Genomic DNA, 16,849 nt, shown 5'->3' on the forward strand with positions numbered 1-16,849 from the left:
GATGTTAGAGTGGACACCATGTCACAGTAAAATTAACCTGGGGAGCAGAAATGACGTCTGGGCACAGGATTCTCGTCTGTCACAGTATGGCATACACGGGTGAAGTGTGACAGGCTTGATAATCGTGTCGGCGTCACTCTATGACGTGCCGTTCGATCAGAGTGAGGCTATGGACAACCGCACGGAACTTCAGGCACTCTTCAAGAATAGACCCTACGCGTATCAGGAGCGCGTCTGTGCCGAGTTGCTGGCAGGCCATAATGTGATTCTTTGCGCACCCACCGGGGCTGGGAAAACGGAGGCGGCGCTTGGCCCCTACCTGCTGGCCCGGCAGCGAGAAGATCAACACTTCCCCCGGCGCTGCATCTTCGCCTCGCCGATGCGGACGCTGGCAAAAGACCTGCACAAGCGGGCCAAGAAGGTCAACAAGGACAATGACCTTGGTCTGGATGTGCGCCTGCATACCGGAGAAGACCCTACCTCGCCGGAATTAGAGGGCGATATCATCATTACCACCGTCGATCAGTTGCTCAGCAATTACCTGCATGTGCCGTACTCCACAAGCTGGGGTGGGCGCAATATCGGCGCAGGCGGTGTGATCGCCAGTTACGTGGTGCTGGACGAGTTTCACCTGTTCGATCCAGAGCGGGCCTTTCGCACAGCGCTGGCAATGGCAACAGCCCTGAAAGGCATTACCCCTTTCCTGTTCATGACCGCCACCTTTTCGAAAGATCTGACCCAAAAACTCGCCGCTGAAACTGGGGCTGTCGTCATTTCCCCCACGCCCGACGAGCTTGCCACCATGCACAGCCAGCAAAAAACGCGCACCATCCAGCGGGTGGATGCCACACTGAGCGCAAGGGCGGTGGTGCAGGCACATCAGCGGCGGAGCATCGCTATTGCCAACACGGTAGATCGGGTGCAAACTCTTTACGCCGATCTCCAACGCCTTCAGACCGGAACTGAGCTGAGTGAAGGCGAACACGTTCTGCACGAGCGGTTGCAGGGCGTGACACTGGAGATACTGCACTCACGTTACTTTCCGGCGCACCGCAACGAACGGGAAGAACGGCTTGCTGAACTGCTGGGCGAGAAGTCCACAAAGGATGTCATTTTGGTGGCTTCCCAGGCCGTTGAAGTTGGCCTGAACATCAGCTCCGAGCAGCTCCATACTGAGGTTTGCCCTGCCAATAGTTTGCTTCAGCGTGCCGGACGCAATGCCCGATTTGCAGACGAACATGGTGTGGTTAGCGTGTATGCCCTGCCCACCGACGAAAAGGGCGAATGGCAGACCTTGCCCTATAAGGGGCAGGAGAAGGTGATCCGGGCCACCTGGAAAGCGCTGGAACATCTGCCAGAGCCCATCACGACAGAGGCCGAGAGAGCGCTGATTGATGCCGTTCATACAGCGGGCGACGCCGAGAACTGGCGAGCCTACGAAGCGGCTCGGCACTCGACGTTCCGCGACAAAATGCTGCAAGCATTTGAAGGAGACCGCTCCAAACGTCCCGATCTGATCCGCGATATTCAGAATGTCAGCCTGCTTCTAACTGACTCAGACGCCGATCTCCAAACCTGGGATGAGGTCAACTGTCATGAACGTATTGGAGTGACATGGGTAAATTTCATAGCTCTGGAAGCCAACCGCAAAACACTTGATCCCAACTTTGATAGCAGTGTGGACTGGCTGGCGAAAGTTCCCAGGGAAGTGGAACGGGAGAAAGCAAAGGCCGAGGATATTCGGCAGCCCACGTTGTTAGACTGGGTGGCCGTGACCTCGCCGGAGCAACTGAAACACGAAACACTGGTGCTGATCAATCCCAAATTCGTGTTTTATAACCGCCAGGAAGGCTTCCGCTGGGAGGCCACAGACGGGGGCACACTTGGCATAGCCAAAGTCGACAGGCCACCCATCCACCCCAGACGCAACGCCAGTGATCGACCTGATTACTGGTACACCTACGAGACCTACCAAGAGCATATCGAGCGCGTAATGGCCGCCTCTAGACGCGTCGCCCATGATGTCTGGCATATTTGCCCCAAAGTAGACACGAGATTTGGCCTGCCCAGTGGAATGATGGAGTTGGCCCTAAAAGCGGCTATCGCAGGTCACGATATCGGCAAGCTTTCGGTAGGTTGGCAGGAATGGACGCGGGCCTGGCAGGCGGAGCAAATCAGGACGTACACAGGCTGGCTTTGGAACGACGGTGAAAGCAAATTCAAGGCCAAAGCGCAGGGTAAGGGAGAATACTGCGCCCACACCGACTATCACCCGGCCTATGACAAGGCACGCAACAGGAAGATGGGGCCGCGCCCGCCACACGCTGGCGAATCGGCTGCTGTTATCGACGAATGCTTGGGAAATTCGCTCATGGACATGCTGGGCGATAAAAAAGGCCTGTCTGTCCTGAAGGGAATTCTAGGTGCCATTCGCCGTCATCACGGGGCCAACGCGACAGGAACAATTAAAGATTGGAAGCTGGATAAAGGGGCGGCATACGAAGCCCAACGGGTTTTCAAACTCCTGACGGGAACTCAGCTTGAGGCCCAACGCCTGGAGGAATTGCAACAACACGGTATTGAGGCCATCACTGAGCCGGAGTTGCCGACGCCGGACAATGACTTGGCTTGGATCGTCTACACCTTGACCTCCCGTGCTTTGCGCCTGGGCGACACGCGCTCATTCGAACTATTCCGAGACAAGGAGGCCACTTCTTGACCACCTACACCGTGCCACGTGGACAGGGGACTTACGCAGATACGCTTATGGCGCTGGGGCTGGGGCGCTTGCTGAAAACCCTGAACAGCCAAGGGGAAGTCAGAATCCACCTGGCCGCCGATCAGGATGCTTTCACACTGGACATCAGCCAACCTGTCCTTATAGAAGCAGGAACAGCCATAGAGCTCTACGATTACATCAAGACTGAAAGAGACAACACCTCTCTTGCGAGCGCATTTGACTATGAACGCGAGAAGGAACGACGGCAGCAATTTTTCAAATGGCGTGAAAACAACAAGAAAACTCCAATGACTGAAGTACCGGAATCAGTCTTTCCACGTCCTGACTATTCGCTGTACTCCAGCTTGGTAGACATGCTCAAGCCGATGGACACCAGTGGATACGCCACTGCCCACCGTGAACTTGCGTCAGAACGCTTCTGCGAACACGTAAAAATTGCACTGGACGCCTTTGATGGTGACGGCTCACCGCTGAGCAAGGCGGACGCTGGCCTCAAAATCCGGCTCAAGGGCAACAAATTCAATGAAGTCTCAGTGGTGCAGATCTTCAACCCGGTGACAGGCAAGGGCATGAACGCACCCAAGCCAAACAGTATCGGCATGGGTCAGGAGAAAGCGCCGCTGATTCTCGAAGCCCTCAAGTACACGGGCTGGTTCATAGGGGCAGTCGCCGTAACCCCTAAAGGCAGCAAAGACCTGAAGGTGCTGGTTGTCCAACCCGCCGATATAGAACTGGAAACCTTGCGTCAAATAATGACCGAGTTTCGGCAGGAATTCATGGGCGGTGGGGCCATTCAGCTAGATATTCTGGCGGCCCTGACTCTTACTGAGACCCTGCTCAGGCATGATGAACATAAGACCCTAAAGCGCGGACGGCCCAAAGACATCCTCTCTGGTTTCCAAACCGCCTACTTCCAGAATCTCGGCAGTGCCAAGGGCGTCACCAATATTTCGTTTATCGCCCTGCCTTCTTGGGTAAGGCTGGCCGATGAAAATACTGAAGGACAGCGGAAAACCTGGCTGGCTGTTCTAGAGGAACACCGCCGGGTCATTCGCAATTTGGATGAAAGCCACTCGGAAGAACGCCACCTGCTTGAGCAGTACCGGGACTTTTTGAGTGGACAGGATGTTCATGCGTTTCTTGAGTTTCTATCGAACTACGGGCCGCATGCTCTACGCCTGGCAGACCGGGGCAAATTCGTGTTGTGGATGACCACAGAGAATCTGGGGAGGGTACTAGGAAATATGGAACACGCCGAACGAAACAACATTCATAGGATTATCACTGACGCTGGCTTTCAGAGTGTGGCAGGTGCAATTCGGCGGGCCACCCGCTCTTCCCTGTATGCAAAGAAGCTCCAGAATGACCGCACCTATGATATCCACTATGGCTTGGCCCAAGATCTCAAGCGCAGTGCGGTAACCAAAACCAAGTTTATGGCGGCGCTCTCAGATTTTGTTGCCGAGTACATGAACGAAAATCTGCGGGCCGCTGACCGAGGAAAACGCGGACGCGCCGCCGTGACCACTGAGGATTTACTCAGCGTAGGCATACTTCTGGACAACAACGATCCACAGATGGTTGCCATGCTGTTGATTGCCTATGGCTACGCCAAAGAGCCGAAAGAAGAAACGGGCGAAGCTGAGCCAACACCTGCCGACGATGTGAGCCCTGAATCCAACCAGGAGGAACAAGCATGATCCTGCGCACCCTGTCTATCTCTGGCCTCGCCACACTGAACCTGCATTCCCTTAACAACGAGGGTGGCGAGGGCAACCACATTCAAACCCGCATGGTGGACGTGGTAACCAAAGACGGTGAGTTGCATCCTGTCAATGCCGTGTCGGGCGATATGTTCAAGCATATCTTCGCAGATCATTTCCAAACCATCGCCAAGGAAATGGGATTGACACTGTGCGCGGGCTGCCAGACACTGAATGCTAACCGCCTGAACGCGGACAGCACTTTTGAGGAAGCCATTAAGGGCAAGAGCAATACGGAAGTGCTTGACTTGCTTCCAAATTCTTGTGCTCTGGACGATGTGGCAGGGATCTTGATCACGCAAGGCAACCGGAGCCTGGGCCGCAAGAGCGTTGTCGAGTTCTCATGGGTCCCAGGCGTGCCAGAGAAGGTCAAAACGGGCAGTTACTTTCATGTCAAATACGATCCGCAGGGGCGCGGCAAAACAGGAGCCGATGATGGCAGCAATCGGGGCCAGGCCATCTTTCACCGTCCGGCGTCCAGTGGGCAGTATGCGTTGGTGGCGCATGTGGAGGCGCACCGCATCGGCTTGAACGACATCACCCGCGAGTACGCCATTGACGAGTCCGAGCGGTCCAAACGCCTGCAAGCGGTCCTCCGCGCCCTGACGCTGACCTTCCTACACCCCAGCGGGGCCATGCGAAACACCCAGAGTCCTCACCTGACCGATTTCCGGGGTGTCGTGACCACCAGTGACCATAGCGTTCCCGCCCCTACCGTCAGCGCTCTCAATCCTGAATTTGAGACGCAGATCAAGCAGATTGCTGGGGCAATGGAAAAGATGAGCGGCAAGCCAGTGAACGTCATCAACTTTGACTCGCTGGGAGCCTTCGCCGAGGCCATGAGCGGCGTCTTACCCGCATGACCTGGCTGGCAGCGTCGTATCTCCCCACCGCCATGTTCAGCCTGAAGGACAGCCAAGCCACCAGCGCGGCGGGTAAGTCCCTGTTGGTGCCGAGTCCCTACGCCGTCAAGACTGCGCTGATTGACGTGGCAGTGAACTGGCAGGGCGTGGCATTCGCTCAGACGGTGTTCAAATGGCTTGGCAGCTTACAGGTGCGGAGCAGCCCGCCTCAATGGGCATGCGTGACGAATGCGTTTATCAAGGTACAGCGCCCTCCCAAGAATGCAGAACCCGGCAATCCGTTCAAGCCGACGGTGGCTTTCCGTGAATACATCCAGTTTGAAGGCGAACTTCGGGTGGCCTTTGAAGTCTCTAGTCTGGCTAAAACTGAGCGGCAAACGCTGGCGAACCTGCTAATGCGATTGAACATGCTGGGCAAGCGGGGCGGGTTCATGCAGTGGTGCGGCCAGGCCAATCTGGACGTGCTGGACGCCGCCTTCGTAACTCATACAGGTGATGATCGCCAGACCTTAAGTGGAGCCGTGATGCACTATCTGGACGATTATGGCTCCAAAATGACCTGGGAAAAGCTCAGCACTTTTGACACAGCCAAGCCTGACCGAATGGTGGTTTCTGCCCTCGTGCCGTACCGAATGGTGCGCTCTAGCAAGCGTTCGACGCTCTATCAGCGCACAGGGTAAAGCTGATCACTGGATACCTGCTGTCAAATGATCTGACAGCAGGTATCCAATTTTGATTTTGTTTCCACCACGTCACTCAAAGACGCTACTCTCTGTCACTCTGGCCCATGAACCTTACAATTTCTGAGCGCGGCACCTTCCTAGCCCTTCGCAGCGAACGCTTGCAGCTCCGGCATCCCCAGCAGGAGCTTCAGGAAGTGGCCCTGCGTGACCTGGAAAGCGTCACCGTGACCACCACCGCCTGTACCCTGAGTGCCGAGGCCATTCGCGCCTGCGCCAAGTTCGGAGTGCAAATTGATCTGGTTGATGCGCTGGGCGCACCCTACGCCAAGTTCTCCAGCCCTTACCTGGTCGGGACAGTCAGTACGCGCCGCGCCCAGATGGGGGCGTACCTCACCCCGCTTGGCATCGAGGTGGGCAGGCATGCCATCCGCGCCCGGCTGCGAAACCAGGGCAGCCTCCTCAAATATTTCGGTAAGTACCGCAAGACGGCGGACCCGGCAGCCTACGCCGCCATCGGGCGGGCGCTGCCGAGACTGACGGCGCTGGAGGCCGAGCTGGACGCCGTGACGGGTGAATGCATCGACGAGGTACGAGATTTCCTGCTGGGCATCGAAGGGCGCGGCGGCGTGGCGTACTGGGGTGCTGTGGCAGCCATGCTCCCGGTGGATCTGGCCTTTCCAGGCAGGCTGGGGCGTGGGGCCACCGACGCGACCAACATGACCCTCAATTACGGCTACGGCATCCTGTATGCACGGACGGCGGGCGTGCTGACCACCGCTGGGCTGGAGCCATTCGCAGGCTTCCTGCACACGGACCGCCCCGGCAAACCCAGTCTGGTACTAGATTTCGTGGAGGGCTTCCGGGCCGTCTGTGTGGACCGTCCCGTACTGGCCTTGCTAGGGCGCGGCTGGCGGCCCGAAACCGACGAACACGGCAAACTCACCCCGGACACCCGCAAACGCATCGCGCAAGCTGTGAATGACCGTCTGGACACTCGTGACACGGTGGGTGGCAAACGCTTCCGGCTCCAGAACATCATGGTGATGCAGGCGCGCCGCCTCGCCACTTTTCTGCGCGGTGAGGGCGAATATCCCGTATACGTGGCAGGCTGGTGAGCGGGTGGCGAGATTGCTGCAAGATCCGCGTAAAGCCGGCCAACCCACGCTGGTGCTGTACGACGTGCGCGATGATAAGCGGCGCAGTCGGGTGATGAATGCCTGCAAGGATTATGGTCTGGCCCGCTGGCAGTACAGTGCCTACCAGGGCAAGCTAACAGGCACCGCCCGTCGTGAACTAGAAACGCGATTGCAACGGGCGCTAGGCGACAGCGCTGGACTCATCGCCATTCTGCAACTGGAGCAGTGGCAGGTTGACGATGCCACTATCATCGTTCAGGAGGCCGAGGATGACAGCTGAGCGGCTGATCACGCCTACCGAACTCCGGCAGCATCATTACTGTCCGCGCGTGGTGTTCTTCGAGCGCTGTACCCCGGTTAGGCGGCGTGAGACTGTGCTCATGATGCAGGGGCGAGAAAAGCATCAGGCTGAGTTGAAACGTGAGCGGCGGCGCACGCTCGCTCGCTATGCCCTGGCCGAAGGGGAACGTCGCTACGACGTGCGGCTGACCAACTTGGCGCTGGGCCTGACGGGCGAACTCGATTTGTTAATCGTGAACGGTCGTATGGCCTACCCGGTGGAACTCAAACACACCTCCCGTCCACCTGACCCTGGTCATAAGTTGCAACTCTGCGCTTATGCCCTGCTCATTGAAGCTGAACTGGGGCTGAGCTGTCCGCACGGACTGTGGCATTCCAGCCGGACGCGGCAAACCCATGAGATCGTGTTCGATGCCCGCCTGCGCAACCGAACGCGCGCCGCCATTCAGACCATCGTTGATTTCATCGTGGCCGAGCGCTGCCCGCCCCCCAGCACCCAGACCAACAAATGCCTGGAATGCGAACTGCGGAATTTTTGTGGGGATACCCTGTAATTCGCAAAGGGGCCGCCTGTTCTGGACGGCAGCCGATTTGCGAGGCGTCCAGGTGGAGGTTCAGCCAGTTTGGGATGCTCCTGCTCAGGAACCAGAGAGTGTCCGGCAGATTCTCACCGTGCTGAACGCTTCGCAACTGGGGTAGTCATGGCGATCCGAACTCAATTTGCGAGCCCCCCTGCTGAAGTACACTGGAAGCTGCTGCCCGCGGGCTGCGCGTAGCATGAAAATCGTTGTATCAGCTCCAGAAAGTGCGTAAAATAGGCAGCTCCACCGACTTCCCCGAACGTTAGGGGACTGAAACTGACAACCGCCGCCCCTGCGCGTGCTGCGGGCAACCCGGCTCCACCGACTTCCCCGAACGTTAGGGGACTGAAACACGAAGGTCAGCAGGCCGGAGGTGTTCGTGACGATGCTCCACCGACTTCCCCGAACGTTAGGGGACTGAAACGTCGCGGTCAAAGGCCGTGCCGGTTCGGAGCAGGTGGCTCCACCGACTTCCCCGAACGTTAGGGGACTGAAACTGACGACCCGTTCATCGGTGCCGGGTGCAGCGCGGCGCAGCTCCACCGACTTCCCCGAACGTTAGGGGACTGAAACGTGGCGTGCGCCGAGTTCCTCGGTCAGCCCGAAGCTGCTCCACCGACTTCCCCGAACGTTAGGGGACTGAAACATCACGGCAAATACGCCACGCTCAACAGCGTTTACGGCTCCACCGACTTCCCCGAACGTTAGGGGACTGAAACCTTCAGCAGCAACGCAAACGGCAGGTTGAGTGTCAGGCTCCACCGACTTCCCCGAACGTTAGGGGACTGAAACGGCAACTGGCGCACCGATGAGCTGGGGCAGAAGGTGTGCTCCACCGACTTCCCCGAACGTTAGGGGACTGAAACGACCACCGCCCAGAGTTTGTACGGAATGTTCAGACCGCTCCACCGACTTCCCCGAACGTTAGGGGACTGAAACCTGCATGGCTGTGAGCGCTTGGGTGAGATTGGCCGTGCTCCACCGACTTCCCCGAACGTTAGGGGACTGAAACATCGAGGCCGCCCACGCTTACGACGCTGCGGCCCGTGGCTCCACCGACTTCCCCGAACGTTAGGGGACTGAAACACTGGGTGCAGCGTGCCATGGCGGGGTTGTAGCCATGCTCCACCGACTTCCCCGAACGTTAGGGGACTGAAACGTCGAGGAATCGGCTCCAGTCCAGCTTGATCACGCGCTCCACCGACTTCCCCGAACGTTAGGGGACTGAAACACCTCGCCCAGCACCTTGAGGATTTGCCGCTCCAGCTCCACCGACTTCCCCGAACGTTAGGGGACTGAAACTTGAGTTGCACCTGAAAGTCGCAGGCATCCTGCACGCTCCACCGACTTCCCCGAACGTTAGGGGACTGAAACATCACGGGCAAGCTGCTAGACCTCCGCCACCCTGAGCTCCACCGACTTCCCCGAACGTTAGGGGACTGAAACATGAGTACGGCGTGCTGCCCGGCACCTCGACGAGCCGCTCCACCGACTTCCCCGAACGTTAGGGGACTGAAACACGAACACGGTCGCGCCGCTGTTGTTGAACAGGGTCGGCTCCACCGACTTCCCCGAACGTTAGGGGACTGAAACTCTAAGCTGCCTTCCTCGTCGATCATCCAGTAGCGCGCTCCACCGACTTCCCCGAACGTTAGGGGACTGAAACACCGAAGCGGGCGAAAGGTGCTTCACTGACTGCTCAGGCTCCACCGACTTCCCCGAACGTTAGGGGACTGAAACTTGCTGTTCTTGTTCTTCATTCGCGGCTTGCGAATGCTCCACCGACTTCCCCGAACGTTAGGGGACTGAAACTGGTCGGCGCTCGATCTGCCGGGCGCGCGGGCCACCGTGCGCGGCAAGCTCCACCGACTTCCCCGAACGTTAGGGGACTGAAACCGGCAGTGGCCCCGGCTGAGGCGGTGGCAGAACTGGGCTCCACCGACTTCCCCGAACGTTAGGGGACTGAAACCCGCTCGGATTCAGCGGGGGCAGATGGGAGAGCGGGTGCTCCACCGACTTCCCCGAACGTTAGGGGACTGAAACGTCTCGGCGTAGCGAACGACCACGATAATCAGCGCAGGCTCCACCGACTTCCCCGAACGTTAGGGGACTGAAACAGCCGGTAACGGAAGGCGCTCTCACTCAAGCCACGCTGCTCCACCGACTTCCCCGAACGTTAGGGGACTGAAACTCGCTGCTGAGCGTGATGCGGCGCTGGCGAGAGCGGAGCGACTCCACCGACTTCCCCAAACGTTAGGGGACTGAAACAGCTTCCCGCTCTCGTAGGCGCTGAGCGAAGAGGCGGCTCCATCGACTTCCCCAAACGTGGCCACAGAAGAGACAGGCCTGGAACGTGCACGGCTGAAGCCGTGCGCGTCAACCTCTAGCAGTGCCGTTCGTCACGTTGCCCTCCTGACGAGAACGTGCTGTGCAGACGTGGAGGTGACTCAGAGTCTACGTACATAGTTATTTATCGTACTGAACGTAATAAATTTCAGTCTATGCGCTAAAGTCAGAAACGATAGATAGCTAACTGTGCACCTTATAGCCGCTTTTGCTTGTGCTGCTGCAGGTTGCATTATGTACAGACTGACTTCCAGCTCTACCGACTCAGCCCACGAGAAAGTCGGTTTATATGGCGTATTTTCGCCCATAAAAAGCTGAACTATTACAGCGTCAGTGGAAGAAAATCGGAGACGCTACGTTGAGGACGGCCTGGAGGCCGTCCTCAACCGCAGACCCCGCAAAGATAAGGGCGTCCCGGTCAAAGTCGATGGTCGGGTCGAAGCCCAACTGACGCGTCTGGCGTGCAGCCAGACGCCCAATGATGAACCGAGCTGGACGCTGTCGATGTTGGGGGACCACCTGGTGCAATTGGGTGTGGTAGACAGCATTTCCCGCGAAACAGTGCGAAAAACGCTGAAAAAAATTGCCTCAAACCGCATCTGAACTCCCAGTGGTGCATTCCACCCGAACAGAACGCGGCGTTCGTCTGTGCCATGGAAGACATGCTGGACGTCTACGAACGGCCACTCGATGTGGCCCGCCCGGTCGTGTGTCTCGATGAAAAACTGTGTCAGCTCATCAAGGACGTGCTGCAACCAATCCAGCCGAAACCTGGACAGGTGAAACGTGAGGACAGTGAATACGAGCGCTGTGGGACGGCGAATCTCTTCGGGTGGGTGGAACCGCTCACCGGGAGGCGTGATGTGTGGGTGACGGACCGCCGTGCCAGCGTTCATGACGCGCATTCGCTCGAACGGCTGGCGGCCGCGTATCCACATGCTGAAAAGATTGTCCTGGTGCAGGACAACCTCTCCACGCACAGCAAAGCAGCGCTGTATCAGGCCTTCTCCCCGGAGAAGGCCCACACGCTCGCGCAGCGCTTCGAATTCCACTTCCCCCCCAGACACGGCTCCTGGCTGAACATTCAGGAGCTGGAGTGGTCAGCGCTCGCCCGGCAGGCCTTGAAGGAGCGTGTGGGTGACAAAGAGGCACTGATCAAGGTGGTCGGTCATTGGCTGACCCGGCGACAGCAGAACGCTGTGTGCATCCGCTGGCAGTTCACCACCCCGGACGCCCGTCGGAAACTTAGCCGCCTCTACCCCGTTCAGAGCGATTGACGCTGTACTAGCTGACCTCCTTACACCACCTTGCAACCGTACGAATCTCCACACTATTCATCTGGTTGTTCACTACGTTTATGTGCGCCTGCACTATCGACCAAGAATTGCCTGCTAAACACGTAAACAACTGGAAGGAACACCAACAGGACGCCGCGCTTCGGCCAGGCTAAATCTTGCGGTTCCACTCTCGGCAAGCGCTATGCCACCTTATACCGAGTTTTGGCTGACCCCCAAATACACGCCTTCTTCTCGGGCGACGTGCTCTCTGACTGCTGTTAGGTTTGGAACTCGTGGTACAGTCGCGGCGTGAGGCGGCCGAGTGCCATCCGTAGACAAAGCAGTCACGCGAAGCGGAGTAACATCATTGGAGACCGCCTCCGGGCCGCCCGGCATCTTCATATGCCTGTGATGACGTTGCAGCAGACGAGCCAGCGGGCAAGTACTTTGAGCGGATTTGCTCTTTCATTGAGTACGGTGGCAAAGATTGAGCAGGGTGTCCGGTCTGTTTATGATTTTGAAGTGATGGCCTTGGCTCTTGCCACTGGCGTTGATGCCCGCTGGCTCCTTGGCCTAGTGGACGATCCTGGTCCTGTCTCACTGCTTCCTGCTGGAGTGACTGAGTTGTAGGAAGCTCACATGTCTCAAGTCACGCGTCATCACAGCGTTTCATAATGTGAACCCCGCAATGACGACTCGGATTTGAAACGGCGTGAGGCTGTCCACACCAAACAGTGCTCACGTGACCAGCGATAACAGGCAACTGCACTGCGCCTAGAACTGAACCGCAGAGCGTTTGGCCAGACAGGCATAGAATTCTATGTGCCACCTTTACGTTGATGTCTGCAGGTCATGTCGGCTGCAGGACTCCTGCCAGCAGGCAAACGGGACTCAGGAGATATATCTGTACATCACCTGTAGTCCCCCAGCCGAGTGACAGACGGTGAAATCTCGTTGTGTTGTTGAGGACGATGAGAAATTGTTAGCCAGTGAGATTGAACTGCCTTTTTGCCGCTCATTCTCTCGAAGGATTTGAAAGGAGGCTGAGGGCCTGTGTTAGCAGCTCCGAGATATCTTTGGGTGAGGTTTGTGGAGTGGTCAATTGTTGATTCATTCTCTGCAGCAGCTGTTGATCATGAGCGGCAAGTCGTTGTTCGAGGCTGATCACCCGCTCTTCAAGTCCAACCACTCGGCGTGCGAGATCGGCATTGCCCCATTCTCGTAAGTAGCGTCGATAGGCGGCATTCAAATCTCTGCCAGCTTTGAGATATGCGGTATTCACTCTAAAGTCCTGGAAGCGAAATTTCCATTTCCGTGCTTGATACACAAGCATTTGGTTATCAGGATAGCGATTAGACCAATACGTAGGATTGAGACCCTTCCCCTCAGGATCAAGGGATTTCGAAACTTGTACAATATTTTTATTGGAATAGCGTTTCTTCAGAGGCAGGTGTGCATCATTGGCTTCAATGGCTTGAAGCGTTTCTAAAAACAGATTATGTTTCTTATTATGCGACTTCATATAGTGAGCAGCCATCTTATCTGTTGGTGAAAATTGCTTGTTCAAGACCCATCCTCTTTTTGTATGATGGAAGTTATCAAGTCTTTTGATGCATCCACTCCTTTCCGGAATGATTCAAGCACTTCTAGAGCATCCATCACCTCTAATTCTTGATGCGCGACGACGATACGTAATTTATGACGATGCACCTCGATTGAGTTCATCTCATGTGCATCGCGTAAATCTATTTCGGCTTTTGCAAGCTCATGTTCCACTTCATGTCTTTGTTGTGGGTTAATAACTTTGTGTCCGCATCCAACACATGTATATGTGTTTGGACAACTGTAAAGCGCTGTACACTCACCGCCTGGGACATTGCCCAATGCACCGTAAGTGTCACGTGCGCGCTGCAGACGTATTCGAGTTGGTTCCGAGATTGAAGGATCATGAATCAACCGATCTACATCAATAACCGGCATCTTTTGTTCAAGCAGATCAAGAAGCACAGCTTGATCCTCAATGATAGATTGTCCATAGTAATTTGTGACTTCTTCGCTAGAATGTCCAAGCATTTTTCCTACCTTTCTAGGATCCCCTACAGAATTAAGACTCCTCCGAGTAAAATTATGCCGTAGGAGATGTGATGCAGCCGTTACGATTTTTCCTTCATCGTCTTTTATAATTACGTCGTTAAACATGAATCTCATTCCAGCAGTTATGCTATCAGATGTTAAGCCTTTCGCCTTGTTTTGAAATAAATATGGTGCTTCGCCGACACGGTACAAGTCCCCATCAGACATTTTGACGCGTGGAATTTTGCCTTGATGATGACCTTGAACTCTTCTAGCGAGTTTCATCATTGAATCCCAGACCACTTGAGGAACAAGACGCACCGACAGTTCGTCTGCAGAACCTTTAAGCCCTTTGAGTCGAATCCGAACCACTGGTCTTTTCTTCCCGTTTACAAAAAATTTGTCTGTGTATGGTGCATCAAGTCGGATCTGCTGGTATTCGTGCATTCTCAGACCAAGATGGTAACCGATCAAGAGAGCTGTTGATCCAATCAACGTTCCTGTGTAGAGTGCGTCAAAATCAAATATCACGCTGGGTTCTAAAGATAATTTACGCTCAGTCGCTGCCAAGGTCCGCAATACTGCAATAGATTCGCGTGGGCCTTTAAGAAGGTTAGAATCCCAGTGTTGCAAATTGGTAAAATCATAACCCCATTCTTTTTCAAATTGATCTCTTGTGATCTTGTCGTGCAAACACTTGATGTAATTTATAAAAAAAGGAGGTGCGCCTCTTTCTCCACCATCGGCAATGCTATTAATATATTCTAAGTAAACTGGATTTGTGTCCAAGATTCTAGGATGGCAAGAAGGTTTAAGCTTTTTCAGTCTCTTAAGGACCAGCTCTCTATTCGTTATAGCGAAATTCCATGTTAGTCCAGATATTTTTAAGGAAAATTCAACTGGAAACACTTCTTTATTCTTGAGAGCGGAGTTCAGTCTGGCTGTGTAGGCGTCTTGAAGCCTATCGAGCATTATTTGTCTTGCCATAAAAATCTGATAAATTTCAAGATCATTCCTCCCAAAAGCCGCGGCTTCTTTTTTGCGTTTGTGACGCTGTTTTTTCCCTATAGGGCCGAAGCTGACTAGTTCTCGACCAGTGTAAGTAAATACAGGAAATAAGTGCGAGGTAATTAAAGCAGAAAGCTGTGGTTTGCTTGAGATCAATAGCTTCTGATATGAAACTATAGCTGAGTATACTATACGCATATTATATCTCGATCCATCGCTCATTTCACCAATATTATGGTGAGACGTCAAATATTCTTTAAGGTGTTTGTTTGGGTCGAATTCAGAGAACTCTTTGAGCTCGTAATATTCGAATATTTTTCTTAAGCTTGGGAGGAGAACTGAGATATATTGTTTTATAGATAGGGGAGACAGCGGCTCGTTATCTGCCTTTTTTGCACCTAGAAGAATTGCACCAGCTAGTACAAGGGCGGGAAGATAGGGTTTGTCGAGTGCTGATTTGTATATTAAATTTATAAATCTTCTGAAAACCGCATCACTATGATGCTGGCAGCTCAAGCGTATCTCTTCCGCTAAACTTACAATCTCCTCTGGAATTTTGCCCCTAAAGTTTTGCCAATAGAATTCAGGGATATAGATATGATCAGTGTTAGTGAATTTTAATGAAGAAAATTCGATATCCTTAATCTGCCTACGAATGATCCACTGCATCGTCTCCCTAGGCAGCAGATTTAGCACTTCCATATCGTGTCTTCTTAAAAGAGGCAGTGGAGCATCTTTTGATATTGCCTTAAGGCGAGAAATCTCTTTGGTTACACTGAAACCATTAATGAAATGACGAACATACATGTCGATGAGTTCTATGGATTTATTGCTTTGTATTGCGAAGAGAGTGTAGACGGTCAGGAAATTCCGCAAATCAGGATCCTGGTACAAAATCTTTTTTATTGTGTCTTCGCGAGGACTTTTTTCTGGGCTATTTGAATTGATCCATGTGTCTTGTATTTTTAAAATAGATTCAGGTAAGGTTGTAATCAGCTCGTCGGCAAAAGAAAGAATCTTAAATCTGAGAGTATGGTGATTTGAACTACCTCCCAAAGATTCTCTATCGTCCCCATCAGCCGATATAAATTGGCATGCATCCTCATAATTTTTAATAATTAAAATCGCATATTTGCCATTGGTTTCCTGTGATAGCTTACCTATAAGATCGGTACGAGGTAAAACAGCAGATCTCTCCCCGAGATCACTCAATAGTTCTTTAATAGCTTTTATGCACTTAATTATGTTAATAACATATAGGTGCACTGTCTTAATATGACAAGTTTCCGCAATATGAAGAGCATAAGCCTTGATGCCGTCATTCCAGCTACCGTCTTGGAAATACTCATCTATAACTTTAATCGTTATAGGGAGGAGCTCTGTATCACGTCTCTTTGCTTGCGCCGTCTCCAGTGTGTTCATAGAAGCATAAGTTGAAGACATATGACTCATTTCGTCGCCTCCGCCAGCTCGTCGAGATCGTCATCCAAAGATACTCTTGCTTCTGTGGGTTCTCTTGCTTTAACCAATTCAGCAGAAAGTGCCACATGGGCCTGAGATAAAGGTTCTGCTGTCAGTTTTGCGTAAAGCTTCTGTTGAAAATCAATTAATTCAGCTTCAAATGAAAGGCGTTCTTCTTCAAGAGGCTTACGGCGGTAAATATCCAGCATTCGCCTGCCACTGGTAGGTGACCACAAACTTTCAATAAGAAACTGCTCTGTGCGCCTATGCATTGCTGGATCATGCTTATAACGATCGTCAATTGCTGCAATTGAAGCATTGATCTTGAAGCGGCGCATCTGATGTGGACTGCTTTTCCACTGGCCAAGTTGTCGTGCGGGATACCAGGCTGTTTGCCGGTACGCACCAGCGGTATACGGATTTTTATAATCTGAATAGAACAACGGCACATGATCAGGATCAATGCCGTTCTCGACGTAGAACATTAATAAGTGCTCTGGAGTGTAGACTCGTCCGCGAGCCCCTCAGTACCTGACAACTTTGGTTTGAGGCTGTCCTAGACGGGGAAACTGTCAATTCCCTCTTGTCCCTCGACAAGGACGGCGAAAAGCGGTGAGT

The 16,849-nt window shown here is 53.9% G+C and carries 13 protein-coding genes and 1 CRISPR repeat array; of the genes, 10 read left to right on the forward strand and 3 right to left on the reverse strand.

All coding sequences use genetic code 11. The annotated features are described in order from the left end of the window. The first annotated feature begins 169 nt into the window (after positions 1 to 169). The 10 genes from cas3 to GUI70_RS18635 all read left to right on the forward strand — a co-directional run bounded on the left by cas3 (position 170) and on the right by GUI70_RS18635 (position 12,319). Positions 170 to 2,719, forward strand: coding sequence for a CRISPR-associated helicase Cas3' (cas3, locus tag GUI70_RS18590; RefSeq protein WP_161883811.1), 2,550 nt, complete (start codon positions 170 to 172; stop codon positions 2,717 to 2,719). Continuing rightward, positions 2,716 to 4,440 carry a hypothetical protein gene (locus GUI70_RS18595; RefSeq protein WP_237725028.1) on the forward strand — a complete coding sequence of 575 codons (1,725 nt, stop codon included), beginning with the start codon at positions 2,716 to 2,718 and terminating at the stop codon, positions 4,438 to 4,440. The genes cas3 and GUI70_RS18595 overlap by 4 nt, the downstream gene beginning before the upstream one ends. After that, on the forward strand, positions 4,437 to 5,366 hold the full coding sequence (locus GUI70_RS18600) for a DevR family CRISPR-associated autoregulator (RefSeq protein ID WP_161883812.1): 930 nt from the start codon (positions 4,437 to 4,439) through the stop codon (positions 5,364 to 5,366). The genes GUI70_RS18595 and GUI70_RS18600 overlap by 4 nt, the downstream gene beginning before the upstream one ends. Further along, positions 5,363 to 6,046: a hypothetical protein gene (locus tag GUI70_RS18605; RefSeq protein ID WP_161883813.1), complete on the forward strand. Its 684-nt coding sequence runs from the start codon at positions 5,363 to 5,365 to the stop codon at positions 6,044 to 6,046. The genes GUI70_RS18600 and GUI70_RS18605 overlap by 4 nt, the downstream gene beginning before the upstream one ends. Before the next feature lie 107 nt (positions 6,047 to 6,153). Continuing rightward, complete coding sequence (cas1, locus tag GUI70_RS18610) at positions 6,154 to 7,164, forward strand: CRISPR-associated endonuclease Cas1 (protein WP_161883814.1); 1,011 nt, start codon at positions 6,154 to 6,156, stop codon at positions 7,162 to 7,164. Between the two features lie 4 nt (positions 7,165 to 7,168). Then, positions 7,169 to 7,465: a CRISPR-associated endonuclease Cas2 gene (gene cas2, locus GUI70_RS18615; RefSeq protein WP_161883815.1), complete on the forward strand. Its 297-nt coding sequence runs from the start codon at positions 7,169 to 7,171 to the stop codon at positions 7,463 to 7,465. Continuing rightward, positions 7,455 to 8,039: a CRISPR-associated protein Cas4 gene (gene cas4, locus GUI70_RS18620; protein WP_161883816.1), complete on the forward strand. Its 585-nt coding sequence runs from the start codon at positions 7,455 to 7,457 to the stop codon at positions 8,037 to 8,039. The genes cas2 and cas4 overlap by 11 nt, the downstream gene beginning before the upstream one ends. 267 nt (positions 8,040 to 8,306) lie before the next feature. Beyond that, positions 8,307 to 10,334: direct repeats of the CRISPR family, unit length 37 nt; unit sequence GCTCCACCGACTTCCCCGAACGTTAGGGGACTGAAAC. A gap of 411 nt (positions 10,335 to 10,745) precedes the next feature. Then, positions 10,746 to 11,015 (forward strand): helix-turn-helix domain-containing protein, encoded by a 270-nt coding sequence (locus GUI70_RS18625; protein ID WP_161883817.1) that lies wholly within the window; start codon positions 10,746 to 10,748, stop codon positions 11,013 to 11,015. Positions 11,016 to 11,029: 14 nt separating this feature from the next. Beyond that, entirely contained in the window at positions 11,030 to 11,689 is a 660-nt protein-coding gene (locus GUI70_RS18630; RefSeq protein WP_237725030.1) for an IS630 family transposase, read from the forward strand. 402 nt (positions 11,690 to 12,091) lie between these two features. Continuing rightward, positions 12,092 to 12,319, forward strand: a complete 228-nt coding sequence (locus tag GUI70_RS18635; protein WP_237725029.1) for a hypothetical protein — start codon at positions 12,092 to 12,094, stop codon at positions 12,317 to 12,319. 385 nt (positions 12,320 to 12,704) lie between these two features. Here GUI70_RS18635 and GUI70_RS18640 read toward each other — a convergent pair whose 3' ends face one another. Genes GUI70_RS18640 through GUI70_RS18650 form a run of 3 tightly spaced genes read right to left on the reverse strand, consistent with a single transcriptional unit; the run spans position 12,705 to position 16,716 of the window. Then, complete coding sequence (locus tag GUI70_RS18640) at positions 12,705 to 13,256, reverse strand: hypothetical protein (protein ID WP_161883818.1); 552 nt, start codon at positions 13,254 to 13,256, stop codon at positions 12,705 to 12,707. Beyond that, positions 13,253 to 16,213 carry a site-specific integrase gene (locus GUI70_RS18645; RefSeq protein WP_161883819.1) on the reverse strand — a complete coding sequence of 987 codons (2,961 nt, stop codon included), beginning with the start codon at positions 16,211 to 16,213 and terminating at the stop codon, positions 13,253 to 13,255. The genes GUI70_RS18640 and GUI70_RS18645 overlap by 4 nt, the downstream gene beginning before the upstream one ends. A 5-nt stretch (positions 16,214 to 16,218) precedes the next feature. Beyond that, positions 16,219 to 16,716 carry a hypothetical protein gene (locus GUI70_RS18650; protein WP_161883820.1) on the reverse strand — a complete coding sequence of 166 codons (498 nt, stop codon included), beginning with the start codon at positions 16,714 to 16,716 and terminating at the stop codon, positions 16,219 to 16,221. Positions 16,717 to 16,849: the final 133 nt, after the last annotated feature.

It is taken from the genome of Deinococcus alpinitundrae, from assembly GCF_009982895.1.
Taxonomy (GTDB): domain Bacteria; phylum Deinococcota; class Deinococci; order Deinococcales; family Deinococcaceae; genus Deinococcus; species Deinococcus alpinitundrae.